General features: G+C 52.8%; 20 protein-coding genes and 1 tRNA gene. 3 read left to right on the top strand and 18 right to left on the bottom strand.

Going from position 1 to position 15,079, the window contains the following annotated elements:
* Position 1: 1 nt before the first annotated feature.
* From purB to rluE, 5 genes are read right to left on the bottom strand one after another with little or no spacing between them, the layout of a single operon-like run.
* Positions 2 to 1,372 (bottom strand): adenylosuccinate lyase, encoded by a 1,371-nt coding sequence (gene purB, locus ACOI7D_RS02675; protein ID WP_048334714.1) that lies wholly within the window; start codon positions 1,370 to 1,372, stop codon positions 2 to 4.
* 3 nt (positions 1,373 to 1,375) lie between these two features.
* Complete coding sequence (gene hflD / locus ACOI7D_RS02670) at positions 1,376 to 2,017, bottom strand: high frequency lysogenization protein HflD (protein ID WP_004140557.1); 642 nt, start codon at positions 2,015 to 2,017, stop codon at positions 1,376 to 1,378.
* 54 nt (positions 2,018 to 2,071) lie between these two features.
* Positions 2,072 to 3,178 (bottom strand): tRNA 2-thiouridine(34) synthase MnmA, encoded by a 1,107-nt coding sequence (gene mnmA, locus ACOI7D_RS02665; RefSeq protein WP_012542211.1) that lies wholly within the window; start codon positions 3,176 to 3,178, stop codon positions 2,072 to 2,074.
* Between the two features lie 56 nt (positions 3,179 to 3,234).
* Positions 3,235 to 3,693 (bottom strand): NUDIX hydrolase, encoded by a 459-nt coding sequence (locus tag ACOI7D_RS02660; protein ID WP_004150802.1) that lies wholly within the window; start codon positions 3,691 to 3,693, stop codon positions 3,235 to 3,237.
* Between the two features lie 16 nt (positions 3,694 to 3,709).
* Positions 3,710 to 4,360: a 23S rRNA pseudouridine(2457) synthase RluE gene (gene rluE, locus ACOI7D_RS02655; RefSeq protein WP_032452457.1), complete on the bottom strand. Its 651-nt coding sequence runs from the start codon at positions 4,358 to 4,360 to the stop codon at positions 3,710 to 3,712.
* Positions 4,361 to 4,600: 240 nt separating this feature from the next.
* Between rluE and icd the strand changes: the two genes are divergently transcribed.
* On the top strand, positions 4,601 to 5,851 hold the full coding sequence (gene icd / locus ACOI7D_RS02650; RefSeq protein ID WP_023289166.1) for an NADP-dependent isocitrate dehydrogenase: 1,251 nt from the start codon (positions 4,601 to 4,603) through the stop codon (positions 5,849 to 5,851).
* A gap of 112 nt (positions 5,852 to 5,963) precedes the next feature.
* Here the strand turns inward: icd and ACOI7D_RS02645 are convergent, their stop codons facing one another.
* From ACOI7D_RS02645 to ACOI7D_RS02590, 12 genes are all read right to left on the bottom strand, one after another.
* Entirely contained in the window at positions 5,964 to 7,106 is a 1,143-nt protein-coding gene (locus ACOI7D_RS02645) for a phage integrase Arm DNA-binding domain-containing protein (protein WP_109547538.1), read from the bottom strand.
* Positions 7,096 to 7,332 (bottom strand): excisionase, encoded by a 237-nt coding sequence (locus ACOI7D_RS02640; RefSeq protein WP_008806034.1) that lies wholly within the window; start codon positions 7,330 to 7,332, stop codon positions 7,096 to 7,098. The genes ACOI7D_RS02645 and ACOI7D_RS02640 overlap by 11 nt, the downstream gene beginning before the upstream one ends.
* 406 nt (positions 7,333 to 7,738) lie before the next feature.
* A complete protein-coding gene (locus ACOI7D_RS02635; protein ID WP_008806035.1) occupies positions 7,739 to 8,008 on the bottom strand; it encodes a hypothetical protein in 270 nt (89 codons plus the stop codon).
* Positions 8,005 to 8,469 carry a hypothetical protein gene (locus ACOI7D_RS02630; protein WP_032701050.1) on the bottom strand — a complete coding sequence of 155 codons (465 nt, stop codon included), beginning with the start codon at positions 8,467 to 8,469 and terminating at the stop codon, positions 8,005 to 8,007. The genes ACOI7D_RS02635 and ACOI7D_RS02630 overlap by 4 nt, the downstream gene beginning before the upstream one ends.
* On the bottom strand, positions 8,466 to 8,600 hold the full coding sequence (locus tag ACOI7D_RS02625) for a hypothetical protein (protein WP_023322331.1): 135 nt from the start codon (positions 8,598 to 8,600) through the stop codon (positions 8,466 to 8,468). The genes ACOI7D_RS02630 and ACOI7D_RS02625 overlap by 4 nt, the downstream gene beginning before the upstream one ends.
* The gene (locus ACOI7D_RS02620; protein ID WP_008806037.1) at positions 8,597 to 9,382 is read right to left on the bottom strand and encodes a ParB/RepB/Spo0J family partition protein; all 786 of its coding nucleotides are present in this window, start codon (positions 9,380 to 9,382) and stop codon (positions 8,597 to 8,599) included. Before ACOI7D_RS02620 ends, ACOI7D_RS02625 begins: the two co-directional genes overlap by 4 nt.
* Positions 9,375 to 9,575, bottom strand: a complete 201-nt coding sequence (locus ACOI7D_RS02615) for a hypothetical protein (RefSeq protein WP_244341709.1) — start codon at positions 9,573 to 9,575, stop codon at positions 9,375 to 9,377. Before ACOI7D_RS02615 ends, ACOI7D_RS02620 begins: the two co-directional genes overlap by 8 nt.
* Positions 9,575 to 10,102 (bottom strand): hypothetical protein, encoded by a 528-nt coding sequence (locus ACOI7D_RS02610; protein WP_023322334.1) that lies wholly within the window; start codon positions 10,100 to 10,102, stop codon positions 9,575 to 9,577. Before ACOI7D_RS02610 ends, ACOI7D_RS02615 begins: the two co-directional genes overlap by 1 nt.
* 135 nt (positions 10,103 to 10,237) lie before the next feature.
* Positions 10,238 to 11,068, bottom strand: a complete 831-nt coding sequence (locus tag ACOI7D_RS02605) for a YfdQ family protein (RefSeq protein WP_108443340.1) — start codon at positions 11,066 to 11,068, stop codon at positions 10,238 to 10,240.
* A 52-nt stretch (positions 11,069 to 11,120) separates the two neighbouring features.
* A complete protein-coding gene (locus tag ACOI7D_RS02600; RefSeq protein ID WP_064279081.1) occupies positions 11,121 to 11,492 on the bottom strand; it encodes a hypothetical protein in 372 nt (123 codons plus the stop codon).
* Positions 11,493 to 11,728: 236 nt separating this feature from the next.
* Positions 11,729 to 11,862, bottom strand: a tRNA-His gene (locus ACOI7D_RS02595).
* Between the two features lie 827 nt (positions 11,863 to 12,689).
* Positions 12,690 to 13,334: a LexA family protein gene (locus ACOI7D_RS02590; RefSeq protein WP_087759898.1), complete on the bottom strand. Its 645-nt coding sequence runs from the start codon at positions 13,332 to 13,334 to the stop codon at positions 12,690 to 12,692.
* 94 nt (positions 13,335 to 13,428) lie between these two features.
* Here ACOI7D_RS02590 and ACOI7D_RS02585 point away from each other — a divergent pair, with 94 nt between their 5' ends.
* Positions 13,429 to 13,638 (top strand): Cro/CI family transcriptional regulator, encoded by a 210-nt coding sequence (locus ACOI7D_RS02585; RefSeq protein ID WP_032425791.1) that lies wholly within the window; start codon positions 13,429 to 13,431, stop codon positions 13,636 to 13,638.
* A gap of 242 nt (positions 13,639 to 13,880) precedes the next feature.
* Here the strand turns inward: ACOI7D_RS02585 and ACOI7D_RS02580 are convergent, their stop codons facing one another.
* Positions 13,881 to 14,351, bottom strand: coding sequence for an ECs1072 family phage-associated protein (locus ACOI7D_RS02580; RefSeq protein WP_108443339.1), 471 nt, complete (start codon positions 14,349 to 14,351; stop codon positions 13,881 to 13,883).
* Positions 14,352 to 14,430: 79 nt separating this feature from the next.
* Here ACOI7D_RS02580 and ACOI7D_RS02575 point away from each other — a divergent pair, with 79 nt between their 5' ends.
* On the top strand, positions 14,431 to 14,979 hold the full coding sequence (locus ACOI7D_RS02575) for a YmfL family putative regulatory protein (RefSeq protein WP_038808209.1): 549 nt from the start codon (positions 14,431 to 14,433) through the stop codon (positions 14,977 to 14,979).
* Positions 14,980 to 15,079 lie beyond the last annotated feature (100 nt).

Genomic DNA, 15,079 nt, shown 5'->3' with positions numbered 1-15,079 from the left:
ATTACTTCAGCTCGTCAACCATGGTGGTTGCCCGACCGATATAGTTGGCCGGGGTCATCGCTTTGAGACGCACTTTTTCCTCTTCCGGCAGGGCGAGGCCGTCAATAAACTGCTTCATCCCTTCCGCGTCAACGCGTTTGCCGCGGGTCAGCTCTTTCAGCTTCTCGTACGGTTTTTCGATACCGTAACGACGCATCACGGTCTGGATCGGCTCAGCCAGTACTTCCCAGTTGTGATCCAGTTCGTCCAGCAGGCGATCCTGGTTCAGCTCCAGCTTGCTGATCCCTTTGAGGGTGGACTGATAGGCGATCAGCGCATAGCCGATGCCCACGCCGAGGTTACGCAGGACGGTGGAGTCGGTCAGGTCGCGCTGCCAGCGGGAAACCGGCAGTTTGCTGGCCAGGTGCTGCATGACCGCATTGGCCAGGCCGAGGTTGCCTTCGGAGTTTTCGAAGTCAATCGGGTTCACCTTGTGCGGCATGGTGGAGGAGCCGATTTCCCCGGCGATGGTCTTCTGTTTGAAGTGGTTGAGCGCGATGTAGCCCCACACGTCGCGATCGAAGTCGATCAGAATGGTGTTGAAGCGCGCGATGCAGTCAAACAGCTCAGCGATATAGTCATGCGGCTCGATCTGCGTGGTGTACGGGTTCCACTGAATGCCCAGCGAAGTGACAAACTCTTCGCTGAACTGATGCCAGTCGACTTCCGGGTAGGCGGCGATGTGGGCGTTGTAGTTACCCACCGCGCCGTTGATTTTACCGAGGATTTCCACCTGGTTCAGCTGACGGTACTGGCGCTCCATACGGTAGGCGACGTTCGCCATCTCTTTACCCATGGTGGACGGCGTCGCCGGCTGGCCGTGGGTACGGGAGAGCAGCGGTACATCGCGGTACTGGGTCGCCAGATCTTTTACCGCGTCAATCAGCTTGCGCCAGTAAGGCAGAACCACTTCGTCGCGGGCGGTTTTCAGCATCAGCGCGTGGGAGAGGTTATTGATATCTTCGGACGTACAGGCGAAGTGAATAAACTCCGACACGGCGTGCAGTTCGGCGACGTCAGCGACTTTCTCTTTCAGAAAGTACTCTACCGCTTTCACGTCGTGGTTAGTGGTGCGCTCGATGGTTTTGATGCGCTCGGCGTCTTCGACGCTGAAATCGGCGACGATTTTGTCAAGGAAACCGTTTGCGTCGGCAGCAAAAGCAGGAACTTCCTTGATCGCTGCGTGGGCGGCCAGTTTTTGCAGCCAACGTACTTCCACCTGAACGCGGAATTTCAGCAAACCGAATTCGCTGAAGATACCGCGCAGCGCGCTGACTTTATCGCCGTAGCGGCCGTCTACAGGGGAAACGGCGGTCAGTGAGGATAATTCCATAGATCACAACTCCGGGGTTAAATGAGCAAGAATTTGCTTTGCCTGGTTAACCAGACGATTACGGGAAAACATAAGCTGCAGACGTCCGCCGCCCACCTGATGCCAGAGCACCGCGGCGCGAATCCCCGCCAGCAGCGCTGAGCGAACTTTCGCCTGCACCTGCGGGCTTTGCAGCACGGCAGGGGAGCCGGTCACCTGAATACGCGGGCCCAGCGGGCTTATCACATCGACATAGATGCCCGCCATGGCGCTGAGCAGTGTTTCGGACTGAAGGTCAAAGTGCTCCAGCTGACGGTGCAGGCCGGCGATGCGGTTGCCGAGCGTGTCCATCGCCCCTTTACTGGCGGCGAGCTTGCGCTCCAGCACCATCAGGCTCAGGGTATAGCGGGTGAGTTCCGCATTGAGGCCCTGACGGCTGCTGGTATTGAGCACCCCGAGCAGCGTTTCAAGGCCGAGGCGAAGATTGGCTTCACTGCCACCGAACACCGCCAGCGTCGACTCGGGATCGAGGTCGATGATGCTGTTCAGCGACACATGCAGGGCATCGCTGTCGCAATGTCCCTGATGCGCCAGTTGCTGAACCAGTCGCGCCGCCTGGCAAACGCCAGCCAGCGCCAGGGTGATGTCATAGTAATTCTTCGCCACACATACTCCTTGTCAGCCGCCGGGGCGGTTCGTCCCGGCGGAAATAACGCGCGTTCAGGACTGCAGAGGCAGTCGTTGTTCAATAATTCCGCCGCCGAGGCACACTTCACCCAAATAGAACACGGCGGACTGGCCCGGGGTCACCGCCGCGACCGGCTCATCGAAGCGGACTTCGATACGGTCTTCATCCAGCGCGGTAACGGTGCAGGGGATATCGGTCTGGCGATAGCGGGTTTTCACCGTGCAGCGCAGGGTGCCCTGCAGCGGTTCACGGTCAACCCAGTGCAGCTGTTGGGCAATCAGGCCGACGGACATCAGGCGCGGGTGGTCATGGCCCTGGGCGACGATAAGAATATTATTCTCAACGTCTTTATCGACCACGTACCATGGGTCTTCGCTACCCTCTTTGGTGCCGCCGATACCCAGTCCTTTACGCTGGCCCAGGGTATGGTACATCAGCCCCTGATGGGTGCCGATCTCCTCGCCGTCGACGGTGAGGATTTTGCCCGGCTGCGCCGGCAGATAGCGGCCAAGGAAATCGCGGAATTTACGCTCGCCGATAAAGCAGATGCCGGTGGAATCTTTTTTCTTCGCGGTGATCAGATCCAGCTCTTCGGCGATCTTACGCACCTGCGGTTTTTCCAGCTCACCCACCGGGAACAGGCTCTGGGCAATCTGTTCGTGGCTGAGGGTATAAAGGAAGTAGCTCTGATCTTTGTTGCCGTCGAGACCGCGCAGCAGCTGGCTTTTACCATCGACATCGGCGCGGCGCACATAGTGCCCGGTGGCGATGTAGTCGGCGCCGAGGTCTTCGGCGGCAAACTCGAGGAAGGCTTTAAATTTGATCTCTTTATTGCACAGAATATCCGGGTTCGGCGTGCGGCCGGCTTTGTACTCTTCCAGGAAGAGCTCAAAGACGTTATCCCAATATTCGGCGGCAAAGTTAACGGTGTGCAGTTCAATGCCCAGCTTATCGCAGACCGCTTGCGCATCGGCAAGGTCGGCGGCGGCGGTGCAGTATTCCTCGCCGTCGTCTTCCTCCCAGTTCTTCATGAACAGGCCTTCCACCTTATACCCTTGCTGCAGCAGCAGGTACGCGGAGACCGAGGAGTCGACGCCGCCGGACATGCCGACGATCACTTTTTTCTGGCTTTCTGACATGGAAATACTCGCTACATTGAACTTCGAGGCGGCGTATTCTAGCACGCGCTCACCGTTCATTCACCCCCTGTGAACGGCCAGTTAAATGCGCCAATCAGCGACAGCGGCTGGCGCGGGTCCTGCAGGTAGCAGCGAATGCTTTCGGCAACCAGCGGCGAGCGCAGGTTTGGCGCGTTAAGAATTTCCTCAGCACTGAGCCACAGGCAGCGATCGATATCGCTGTCGTGCGGTTCAGTGGCGCACAGATCGCTAAGTTCGATGGCGAACAGGAAGCGCAGAAACGGGGTGTTATCGGGCGCCAGCCACTGATGCATGCGGATGAAGTGCTGCGGCGTGGCGCGAATGCCGGTCTCTTCCCACAGTTCACGTTCGGCGGCCTGCAGCAGCGTTTCATTGGCCTCGAGATGGCCCGCCGGCTGGTTCCACAATGCTTTGCCGTTAATGGTCTCTTCGACGATGAGAAATTTATCCTGGGCGTGAACCACGCAGGCAACAGTGACATGAGGTTTAAACATCGCTTTTCCTTTTCGGTTATTCGGCTTTGCGCCAGTCGCCGTTGGCCAGCCCGTCGAGGGTGTAGCCGCCCATGGCGTAGCGGATCAGCCGCAGGGTAGGGAAGCCGACGTGGGCGGTCATCCGGCGCACCTGACGGTTGCGTCCCTCGTAGAGCGTGATCTTCAGCCAGCGGGTGGGGATCGATTTGCGCTCACGAATCGGCGGGTTGCGCGGCCACAGCCAGGCGGGCTCCTCCACAAGTTCTACGCCGGCAGGCAGGGTGGGGCCATCGTTGAGGGTGACGCCGTCGCGCAAAGCGGCCAGCGCCTCGGGCGTGGGTTCGCCTTCCACCTGGACGTAGTAGATCTTGCCGGTGCGTTTACCCGGCTGGGTCAGCTTCGCCTGCAGCGCGCCATCGTTGGTCAGCACCAGCAGCCCTTCGCTGTCGCGGTCAAGACGACCTGCGGCGTAGACGCCCGCCACGGGAATAAAATCTTTCAGCGTGCTGCGCCCGGCCTCGTCGGTAAATTGCGGCAACACATCATAGGGTTTATTGAACAAGATCACAGTTTTTGGCTGGCGTTCTTTACGTTGTCTGGTGACTTGTTGTGTGCTGAATCGCTCAACGCGATGTTTTCTAAATGAAGTTTTCTGCATGGTATTTTCAGGCTCTATCAATTGCCGCATTATAGCCTAATTACGAATGCCTTTCATGGACGCAAACATTCAGGTAGTATTGACATGCTCATTACAAATTATTAACAAAAAATTGCTCAAACCGATTCGCAACACAGGCAGGAAGGCGACACGGACGCGATAGCTCCGGTTAGCGGGAAGACCCGGTACTCCGAAGCTGGCCGACTCAGCCAACACCAGGCTCGCGTGAAGAGGGAAGAGCAGAACCAGAAGCGCTCGAAGGAGAGGTTAATGGAAAGCAAAGTAGTAGTTCCGGCGGAAGGTCAAAAAATCACCCTGCAAAACGGCAAACTGAACGTCCCTCATAATCCGATTATCCCGTTCATTGAAGGTGACGGTATCGGCGTTGACGTTACCCCAGCGATGCTGAAAGTGGTTGATGCCGCCGTTGAGAAAGCCTATAAGGGCGAGCGTAAAATTTCCTGGATGGAAGTTTACACCGGTGAGAAATCGACCCACGTCTATGGCCAGGATGTCTGGCTGCCAGCTGAAACCCTCGATCTGATTCGTGACTACCGCGTTGCTATCAAAGGTCCTCTGACTACCCCAGTCGGCGGCGGCATTCGTTCCCTGAACGTGGCGCTGCGTCAGGAGCTGGATCTCTACGTTTGCCTGCGTCCGGTACGTTACTACCAGGGCACCCCGAGCCCGGTTAAGCACCCGGAACTGACCGACATGGTTATCTTCCGTGAAAACTCCGAAGATATCTATGCCGGCATCGAGTGGAAAGCCGACTCTGCTGAAGCAGACAAAGTGATCAAATTCCTGCGCGATGAGATGGGCGTGAAGAAAATTCGCTTCCCGGAACATTGCGGCATCGGCATCAAGCCGTGCTCTGAAGAAGGCACCAAACGCCTGGTTCGTGCAGCCATTGAGTATGCGATCACCAACGATCGTGACTCTGTGACCATCGTTCACAAAGGCAACATCATGAAGTTCACCGAAGGCGCGTTCAAAGACTGGGGCTACCAGCTGGCTCGCGAAGAGTTCGGCGGCGAGCTGATCGACGGCGGCCCGTGGGTGAAAATCAAGAACCCGAACACCGGCAAAGAGATCGTGGTAAAAGACGTGATCGCCGATGCCTTCCTGCAGCAGATCCTGCTGCGTCCGGCGGAATACGACGTTATCGCCTGTATGAACCTCAACGGCGACTACATCTCTGACGCGCTGGCGGCACAGGTTGGCGGTATCGGTATCGCCCCGGGCGCCAACATCGGCGACGAATGCGCGCTGTTCGAAGCGACTCACGGTACTGCGCCGAAGTATGCAGGCCAGGACAAAGTGAACCCGGGCTCCATCATCCTGTCCGCAGAAATGATGCTGCGCCACATGCAGTGGTTCGAAGCCGCAGACCTGATCGTCAAAGGCATGGAAGGCGCTATCGCCGCCAAGACCGTGACCTATGACTTCGAACGTCTGATGGAAGGCGCTAAACTGCTGAAATGTTCAGAGTTTGGCGACGCGATTATCGCGAACATGTAATCCCGTTGGTGGATTAAGTAAGAGCGGGAGCCGATGGGCTCCCGTTTTTTTTGAAGTTTGCGGATGCTTCCCCAAAACTTTCCCAAAATTCTTCCCCAAAACTGATTGAAGATCATACTGCTTTTTTACCAACAACGATCCACTCTTTGCCGCGGTCATCATTGTATCTGTCAGTCATTTTCATTGTTTTGTGGCCCAATAGTTTCTGAGTGTCTATTCCTTGCTCACGATACAAGCGCTCTGAAAGAGACCTCTGTTCATGGAAAGTCGGTGCTGTTCCTTCTTCCCAGGTAAGACCGCTTTTATCCCGTGCTTTCTTGAACGTTGAAGTAAGTGTTTTGGCTGACACTTGGTCACCACGACTAGCCTGTGAGGTGCTATGGCGAAAATGAACAAGATATTTACTCACCACAGCATCTCTACATTTTGAAATAACATCACTCAGAGTAATATTTAACGCTTCATTTCTGAGAGAAAGGGGAATGGCTAAACGAGTTCCTGTTTTCTCCTGCTCAATATGCAGCATATCATCCCATACATCCGAAAACATCATATTGCAAATATCCCCAAGGCGTTGCCCTGTTACAATGGCAAGCAACATTCCACATTGCAAATAATGTTGTTGTTGTTCGGCGGATGTATAAATAGCCTCCCATTCCTCCAGAGATAGCCTTTGTCTGCTTATCTTATTTCGTGGCTGTTTCGTTGCTTGGGCAGGGTTGTATCCTGGAGGAACGTGACCAGCATGTTGAGCCTCTTTAAAAACATCTATTAGTACCATGCGTACAACTTGAGCCATCCTGTTATGACCCTCAGCCTTAACAGCATCTGTTATTTCGGAAATATCAAGTGCTGTTATATCTTTTAGATATTGCATACCACAATGCTCACGAAAAAGACGGATTGGTTTAGCTTTCTGTCGAAAAGAGTTTGGGCGCAGTTCGTTGTGTTTCAATCTTTCCTCCTGCACCAATTCATATTTGTCGAGCCATGAAGAAACTGTAATATCCGTGCGGTTTCCTTTCATGCGAGCCAGACGCTCGTTAATACCAAGGATCTGCCTGGTGCGCTGCTCTGCAATAATCGTATTTGCTTCACTTGCCACCTGCTTTGCTTCAGCTTCGTCCGTGCCGAGGCTATGAAAACGACCAGAGATAGGGTGTTTGTATTGCCAGTAAACCTTTCCGGTACGTTTATCAAGTTTGCAATATAGGTTTGGAATAGTGATTTTATGGGTACGCGGTCTAGCTGCCATCGCTAATTATCCGTCTCAGTTTTGGGTTAACATGTATTGGAAGTTGAGGTTCAGCAACTACACCTATAAAACGAGCTTCTTTGTCAACCATCCAGCGCCGCCCGACTCTCATCGGTGGTGGTGCTATCATCTGACCTTTAGCGTATTTTTTTAATACTCGCTCGCTAGGGGCTTCACTGCCGAATTCATCTTTCGCCCATTCGAGTAAAGAGACCATACGTGACATTTCTTCTCCATATACCGGCTGCACCCGGTTATCGAACCTTATAAGCACATGACGAGCAACCACCACGGATCCCGTCATTACATCTTCTGCATAGCTGGTGGTCTCGATCATCCTTATCTGTTTCGTAAATCTTCAGTTTGGCAATCACCGTTTTAGATACTGGGAGAATCTGTTTGCGAAGGTTTGCAACTTCATCGGCTAATTCCATAAGACGGCAATGAAGGTCCTTTGCTTCATCCTTATACCAGGCTAAATCATCCCGCATACGCCTCCATCGCCGGCGCTTTAATTTACTTGGCATCAGTCATCATCCTCATCTTCGTCGTCATCGCAGGATGCGAGCAATGGATTCATTCGCCGCCCTCTGCAGTAGTCTTCATACGCTGCGCCAGTTCGGTGATATCAGTCATTCTGTATCCTCCGGACTAATTAGCTCGGCAATCTGTGCCAGCGTGTCTTCGCTTTCACCAACCGGCTTATCCATCCAGTCAAACGAAATCAATTTGCCGCCCTCGATAACTCCGATGTTGAAATCGTCGCTTTCACGCAGCTTAAATCCGTGCCTGATAGCCTTATCGCGCTTATCAAATTTGACGCAGTCAGAGGTGTATTCAATGCCTCCGCCAGTTTCGTTGCACCACAGGTATTGCAGAATCACTATGTATGACTTGCTCATTTGTCGGCCCCCTCGCGCATCTGGTGGCGAATATAGGCCGCGTAGCTTTCGGCTCGTTCTGCGGTGAGGTTGTAGCTGCATTTCATGTTTACAGAGCAGCCATCCTTATTGGCAAAACCGCGGTAAGTTGACGCCATTTCCTCCACCCCATCAGCCTTAATCCCGGCATAGATGCGATCGGTGGCTGGGACCGGGTTTTCAGCATTAACATCGCGGGAAACGTACATGTTGATTTCTGAAACATAATCCAGCGGCACACCCGCGAACATGGTTCCTTCGCCTTCAGAGAAGTATTCAACGTGGTTGTCGCTTATGTCGGTCAACAAGCGAATCATCGACATGTTCTCCGCAGCCAGCTGCACATATGCTTTAGCCAGCTTCAGGAACTTCTGCTCTCTGATCGACAGCTCGCCTGCCGACTCCAGGGAAGCGATGAGCTCGTTTACTGTTTCGATGTTCATGCTGTCACCCATTCAATAACCATGCAGATCCCCCAGGTCACGACGAAAACAGCGACCCAACCGGCAATTTCGATCACAGCTGCGAACCAGAGCAGGGCGCGCCGGCTGTAATTTTCAGGTTCAAAGTTCATTGCGCCTCCCCAAGCACCCAGCGCAGAGCCTCGGCATATTCGCCGCTGGCATCTTCGAGGGCTTTTGCAATTTCCTTGCGCGATTTGATACGCGGCTTTGCTTCACCGAGTATCTGACGTTGCCGACGGGCTTTTTCGTGGCCTTTGGTACCAGCGGTCGCCAGCTCGATTTCTGCCACTTTTGTCCGCTGTTCTTCAGGTGGGAGCGCACCAAGCTGACGCGCCTGGGTAACGGTGACAGTTCCGGACTCCACTGCATCCCGAACAGCCTGGGTGGCATCCAGCAATGACAACGTTGCGCGTACGGTCTGGACACTCACGCCAAACATCAGCGCTAAATCGTCCTCGTCGTGGCCGCGCTCCAGCGCATCAGCCATTTTCTTTGCTCGGCCCAGCGGTGTATCTGCCTGGCGGATTTCGTTAGCACTTACCATCGCCTGCGCCATGCGAATGGCGGAGCCACGTTTAGCGACTGCCGGAACCAGTAACGGTTCTTTGCCTTCTTTCGTCAGACGCTTGTTAGCTTCCAGTGTATGGCGCACACGCTGGCGGCCATCAACCACACAAGACAGCCCTGTCTCCGGGTCTTTCCAGACGATAATCGGCTCAAGAACGCCCTGGTCCATGATGTTCAGCACCATTGCCTCGCTGATAGGCAGGTGGATGCGCTCATCGTAAAGCGGGTGCGTTTTGTCGATAACCAAGTGCAGTTTTTCAGGTTCAAACGCTAAAACGTTCGTTTTGCCGCTGGCGCCGTATACAACCTTTGAGTCTTTAGCCATGGTTATTAACCCCATTCAGGCCTGCCAACACTGCAGCCTGTGCTGTGTTTTGGTCCATTGCTTCGGTAAGGGCGATGAACGTTACATCCAGCCGTGAAGCGATATTGCGCATTAACTCTGCTTTTTCCGGTGGTAGATCGGGTGCCGCAGCGTAAGCTGCAGCGACCAGTTCTTTAACTTTGATATGTGCCATTAGCGCCGCTCCATCAGCTGGTGGAAGCGGTTCATGAACATCCCGTAGGCCTGGCCTGGGCGAACCGGATTAATAACGAATTGATCCGTCGGAATAATGCCTTCGAGCATGGGCCAGACAGTGCCGTCGTCGATCTCAAAATCACGACGTTCGCTGGCCAACATCACCAGGTCGGCATATTTAACGGTCGGGTGCTGCTCAGCCGGCAGGCCGAATTTCTGACGTATTGCAGAATCAACCCGAATCTCCATTGCGCAATAGTCAGGTAAGAGGTGCTTAAGCGGAGCCGGAATATCCTGCAGATAAGCCTCGGCAGCATCGTGGAGAAGTGCCTCAAGTGCGAACTCCTGCGGTACGAGCAGGCTGGATAAAACGCTGTGCTGTCCAACGCTGTAGAACTCTGGCAGGTGGCCGGCAAATCGGCAGATATGCGAGAGGGCGGTTGCAATATCCTCTATCTCGATCGCGTCTTGCTGGATATCGAGATAATTAAAGTGTTTGCCTGAAAGGGTTTGAATAAAGCTCATTATTTTCTCCATACGTTACGCCTGCACAGCGCTGTTATTTGGGTGTAGAAATACCTCGCCATAAGGCGATAAATAAAAGGATTACGCTTCAATAAATCCCCGCAGCAGCGGAGATTTAAGGCTGAGCAATCAGGCTTAGGCTTTGAAAGTACCGATGAAGGCCTCGACCGGCTTACCGTCGAACTTACCGATCAACAGGTCGCGGAACTCATTGGCGATCGCTTCTTCCTGGGCTTCCAACTGGACGATACGCAGGACGAATACCGGATCATTACTTTTCAGCAGGCTGTTGCGCAGGCTGAATGCACGTTCTCCGAGTCCTTCATACGGCACACATTTGAACTCGAACGCCACCGGCATCACGTCTTTACTGCTGGCTTCGATACTCTGCATCAGCGACTTTTTGCCACTGAAATCACCATCTTCATGATCGGAGGCATTAGTTTGCTGGATGGTGATGCGGCGAACTGCCTGCGCGGCCTGGGCGATTTTCATCGTGTTACCGTCGGCATCGAATGCAATCAGGTAATCACTCCAGTCTTCCAGCCATTCGGCGATTTGCTTCTGGTTAAGGTGATCCCCGTTGATCGACAGCAGCGCGCGGAATGGGGCTGTTTTCTTCAGCTTGATCGAGGCGACGTTATCAGCGTGCCCGGGATTATCCAGCGTACCGATGTTGAAGATAGAGCGCGCCAGCATGTTATCGGCATCAATAAAGCAACGGGCTTTTTCGTTTTCTTTGGCGTAGCCTGAGGAATAACGCACAAAGTCATCGATGCTTGTGGTTTCCATCGCACCACGGAAACGAAAGCGCTCCGAGGAGAAGCGTTCGAGGCTTTCGATACCTGTGCCAGCTGGGAGGACAGCTGTTGGGCATGCCAGTCGCTGGATATCTTCCATGTAGTAACCGGAAAGCACCAGGTCCTGAACTTGCTTAATTGCGCTGCCATCTAATTGTTGAGACATAAAATTTCCTTAAAGAAAAATGTAGTTAAACTAAAAACGCATCAGTCACGGCCTATGGCCCCGTCCGCAGCTTTGCATCCGGATCGCCGCCCAGAGTAAACAGGTTGCCCTGGTCTTCCTGCAGGATGGTCAGCTTGCCGCCGCGGTTAACAAACATCGGCGTTTCTGTCGTGTCTTCTTCAGAAACTTTCCCGCGCGGGGTGGGGGTGATGTACTGCAGTTTGTGTTTGATCATGACTCGCTTTTCTTCGATCGAATTGCCCATGCGATCGATGTCGAAAGTCAGTACTACTTTGCCTTTGCTGCCATTGTTCAAAACGCCCAGTGCGGCGGTATTGAGCGCCCCGGCGATCTTGTTGATGAACACGCCAGCATCCAGTTCGCCAAGGAAATCTGGAACATTGGTCATGCGATCATTGCTCATAGCACTACCTCTTTGTTAGGGCGGCTGCCACCGCCGACGGTTTCTCCATACACAACACAGAAGAGCATCTGCGGTTGACGGCCGCCCGGGTGGATTGGGTTATGAGCCCGTCACCCGGTGATGCTCTTGTGTCTTATGTAAAAAGGGCGGTACCAGAAACAAAGGGAAACTGGCACCGCCAAAACTTCACACAGCTTTCGTTACAGGTACTACGGGTTACCACGCTGGCTACGTGATGGGGTTGTGGCGCCGGGACTCGAACCCGGATAACGTCTGGCCAGCCGCATGAGATACGCTAGGTTATGATCCTTGCGCAGTGCTCAACTCCTCCATCTGGAGGCACTCTAACCAATTGAGCTACATCCACAACGGTAAGAACACTGCCGCTACCCCTTACGGGATAATCCGTCTGTCTGCCTAGCGGTAGGGCGTTTCCTGGCATCTTCAGTGCTCTTTCCTGTTGTGTCCCGGGCTCTTCCCGGGCGTCACACCTTTTCGCCGCGCTGGTGGGGCGCACGTCGTGCCTGAAACACTTAGCTTGCACATTCTTCCGGAATTCCTGAGAGCGCATGGATAAAGGTAACTCTCTGGCGGCTCACGCTGCATGTGCCATACAGCGGTTGCGAATATTGCCGTTCACAACTGGAAGCGCACTCCTTCAGTTACAAACCGATCCCCACGACCGATGGAAGATGGAATGCGCTTTCAAGTTGTGTACGATTCATCTACCCCGGTCCGGCGGCGCCACCTCGCCGGGGCAGATGCAAAGGACCGTTACGCGATCACTCGGCTTGTTGGTTTGGCCGGAAGTATCAAGTCCCGACATCGCGGATTCTGCTTCTCCGCCCCGATTTCACCCCCGCTATGGTTTAGCGCGCAAACCGAGAAAATCGCCTTCAACGCTGTCGGCTTTCGCCATGTTTAGGAGAGAGCCTCGCAGAACTCGGCAAAGCTCAGTGCTTCTTCACCTTCTGCCAGACTGTCAAAATATTCTTCGTATTCTTTATCCATCCTGAATGCCTCTTCGGTTGAATGCTTAGCGAGTCACCATGGTTTTCGTATGTCTCTAGTGCCTGCACTTCGACGTACGGTATGTCCGCGGCTGATGAATAAAATCTAAAATAATTTAGTTTTTTGGTCAAGGTGAAAATACTAAATATTTTTAGTTTTCACCATTGGTAAGGGGAGGGAGAAAGATTAGCGTCGCATCTGGCGGCGGTGTTCGACAACAACACCGATGATGGAAATTTTTTCTACAGCAGAATTTAAAGCAGCAAAATCAGGGTTTAAGGGAACCAATTCGAATACCTCTTCGCCGTCCTCGTTGACACCTCTTGCACGGTATTTTTTAAAAGTGGCGTATTCACTACCGTTTTTGGCTACAACATAGTCACCAGGGCCTGGACACAAGTCAGGATCTACAATGATAGTGTCTCCTTCTTTGAACTCCGGCTCCATCGATTTTCCACGTACCTTAAGTGCGAAGGTACCAAACGAATGAGCGCCGTTAGTTAAAATGTAATCCACGGCGCCCTCTAAATTACGAGCATCACTTTCAGATGTCCAACTGCCGGCTTGCACCCAGCTTATGATAGGGATCTGCATAGCGCCCAAGTTACCTGGCGTTACGTTTGAGAGCTCCTCTTTTCCGGTTAGGAGAAAGTCCTCAGAAACCCCAAAATACCGCGCTAATTTTGTCAGCGAGACACCTCCAGGTATGTTTTGATCTTTCTCCCAGTACCCAATGGTGACATCTGTCACTCCAACAACTCTACCCAGTTGCTTCTGGGTAAGTTTACGGTCCTTTCTCAATGATTTTAAACGACTTCCAAATGTGCTCACTGTGGTTCGCCATGTTATGAAAACTAAATTATCTTAGCTTTAATTGACCTAAATTTGCTTTGTAAGTAATATCTAAATAAATTTAGGAGGGTGTATGACAACAACAGAGTTAGAAACGTTCTTCGGAACCCCCAATAAGGCAGCTGATTTCTTCGGCGTTTCTCCTGAGGCTTTTTATCAATGGAGAAAACGCCCAGGAAGTCTGATCCCTAAAGGTCGTGCTGCTGAAGCTGCATATCGTACCAATGGAAAGCTAATTTTTCGTCCTGAGCTTTATGAGAAGACTAATCCACATAAAGCATGAATGACACCACAGAGATAAGGGGTAAGCCGTGGGCAATGTAACAGGCAAAAATCATAGCAATGATGAAGTAACTCTGAAGGTGTTCAAAGACAGCCCGCAAGTTTGGGCCGGCGGGCTCGAAGGGCGTGATTTAGCTGACTGGCTCATTGGGAAAGCCAATGCCATTTTGTACCTCGTATACCACCAGGAAAAACTGGAAGAGCATCGTAGTACGGTCAATGAGCTGGAAGCTGCTGAAGCACTTATTGTGGCTTACGCTGGCCTTGGTCTCTCTCTGCAATCGTATGATCCCATTCATGCTCCTGACAAGGTGGCAATTCAGTTCGATATTGACCTCGGGAGAGAATTTCGAATTCGTCAGACTGGCGAACGTATTCAGGAAGGGCCAGTTCTTCCGGTGGGATATTCACTTCTGCCAGATCTTGCTGAAGCGAAAGAAGAACATCAGCGAAAGAAAGCATCCTCACTTGCTCAGGTGACCAGCCGTAACGGGTCGCAAGAAGATGAGTAATTCCATTACGTCCGAAAAGCGGCTCCCAAGGAGCGGAATAGCGCTCTCTGTGCTTAATCAGAACAACGTCAAGGCGCAGCAACTGCTCAGCACGGATCCAGGACCGATAGGTAGGGAGTGCTTCACCTTCTGTTAACCACTTATTGGCTTTGGAAACATTACGAACATGAGAGATGAAGATCTTAGCGTAATCAATTGCCATACAGAACCTCCTTCGGTCCTTAGGTGTGGAAAACCCAGAATATCCGAAGGCGCGTTCGGCACCAACAGAGGTAATACCAATGAATGAACCTGAATGGAAAGTGGATAAGCAGCCGGCATGGCTGGTGGCCGCTATAAAAAAAACGATCACTGATTTGGACGGTGGTTACGTGGAAGCAGCGGAGTGGCTGGGCGTTACTGAAAATGCATTGTTTAACCGTTTACGCGCCGATGGTGATCAGATTTTTCCTCTCGGCTGGGCAATGGTTCTGCAGCGTGCTGGTGGATCAAACCACATTGCCAATGCGATAGCACGCCATTCGAACGGGGTATTCGTGCCACTGGCCGATATCGAGGAAGTTGACAATGCCGATATTAACCAGCGCTTGATGGAGTCGATCGAGTGGATAGGAAAACACTCGCAGTATCTACGCAAAGCCACTGCTGACGGTGTTATTGACCAGGCCGAACGTGAGCAGATCGAGGAGAACAGTTACCAGGTCATGGCGAAATGGCAGGAGCATTTAACGTTACTTTTCCGTGTCTTTTGTCAGCCAGAAAAGAGTGACGCCCGCGAGTGTGCAGCTCCGGGCGTCGTGGCAGATAAATCAACGTGTATGGAGAAATAATCCGCATGAGCAATTTAATCGTAAATCTCAGGTTACCGCAACTACGTATGCGTCCGGTGACGGGTGCTGCGCTGTTTCGGTATGAACGCATGGTATGCGG

It is taken from the genome of Klebsiella sp. C360, from assembly GCF_048822415.1.
GTDB lineage: Bacteria > Pseudomonadota > Gammaproteobacteria > Enterobacterales > Enterobacteriaceae > Klebsiella > Klebsiella quasipneumoniae.
This window is presented reverse-complemented; position numbering and strand designations above follow the sequence as displayed.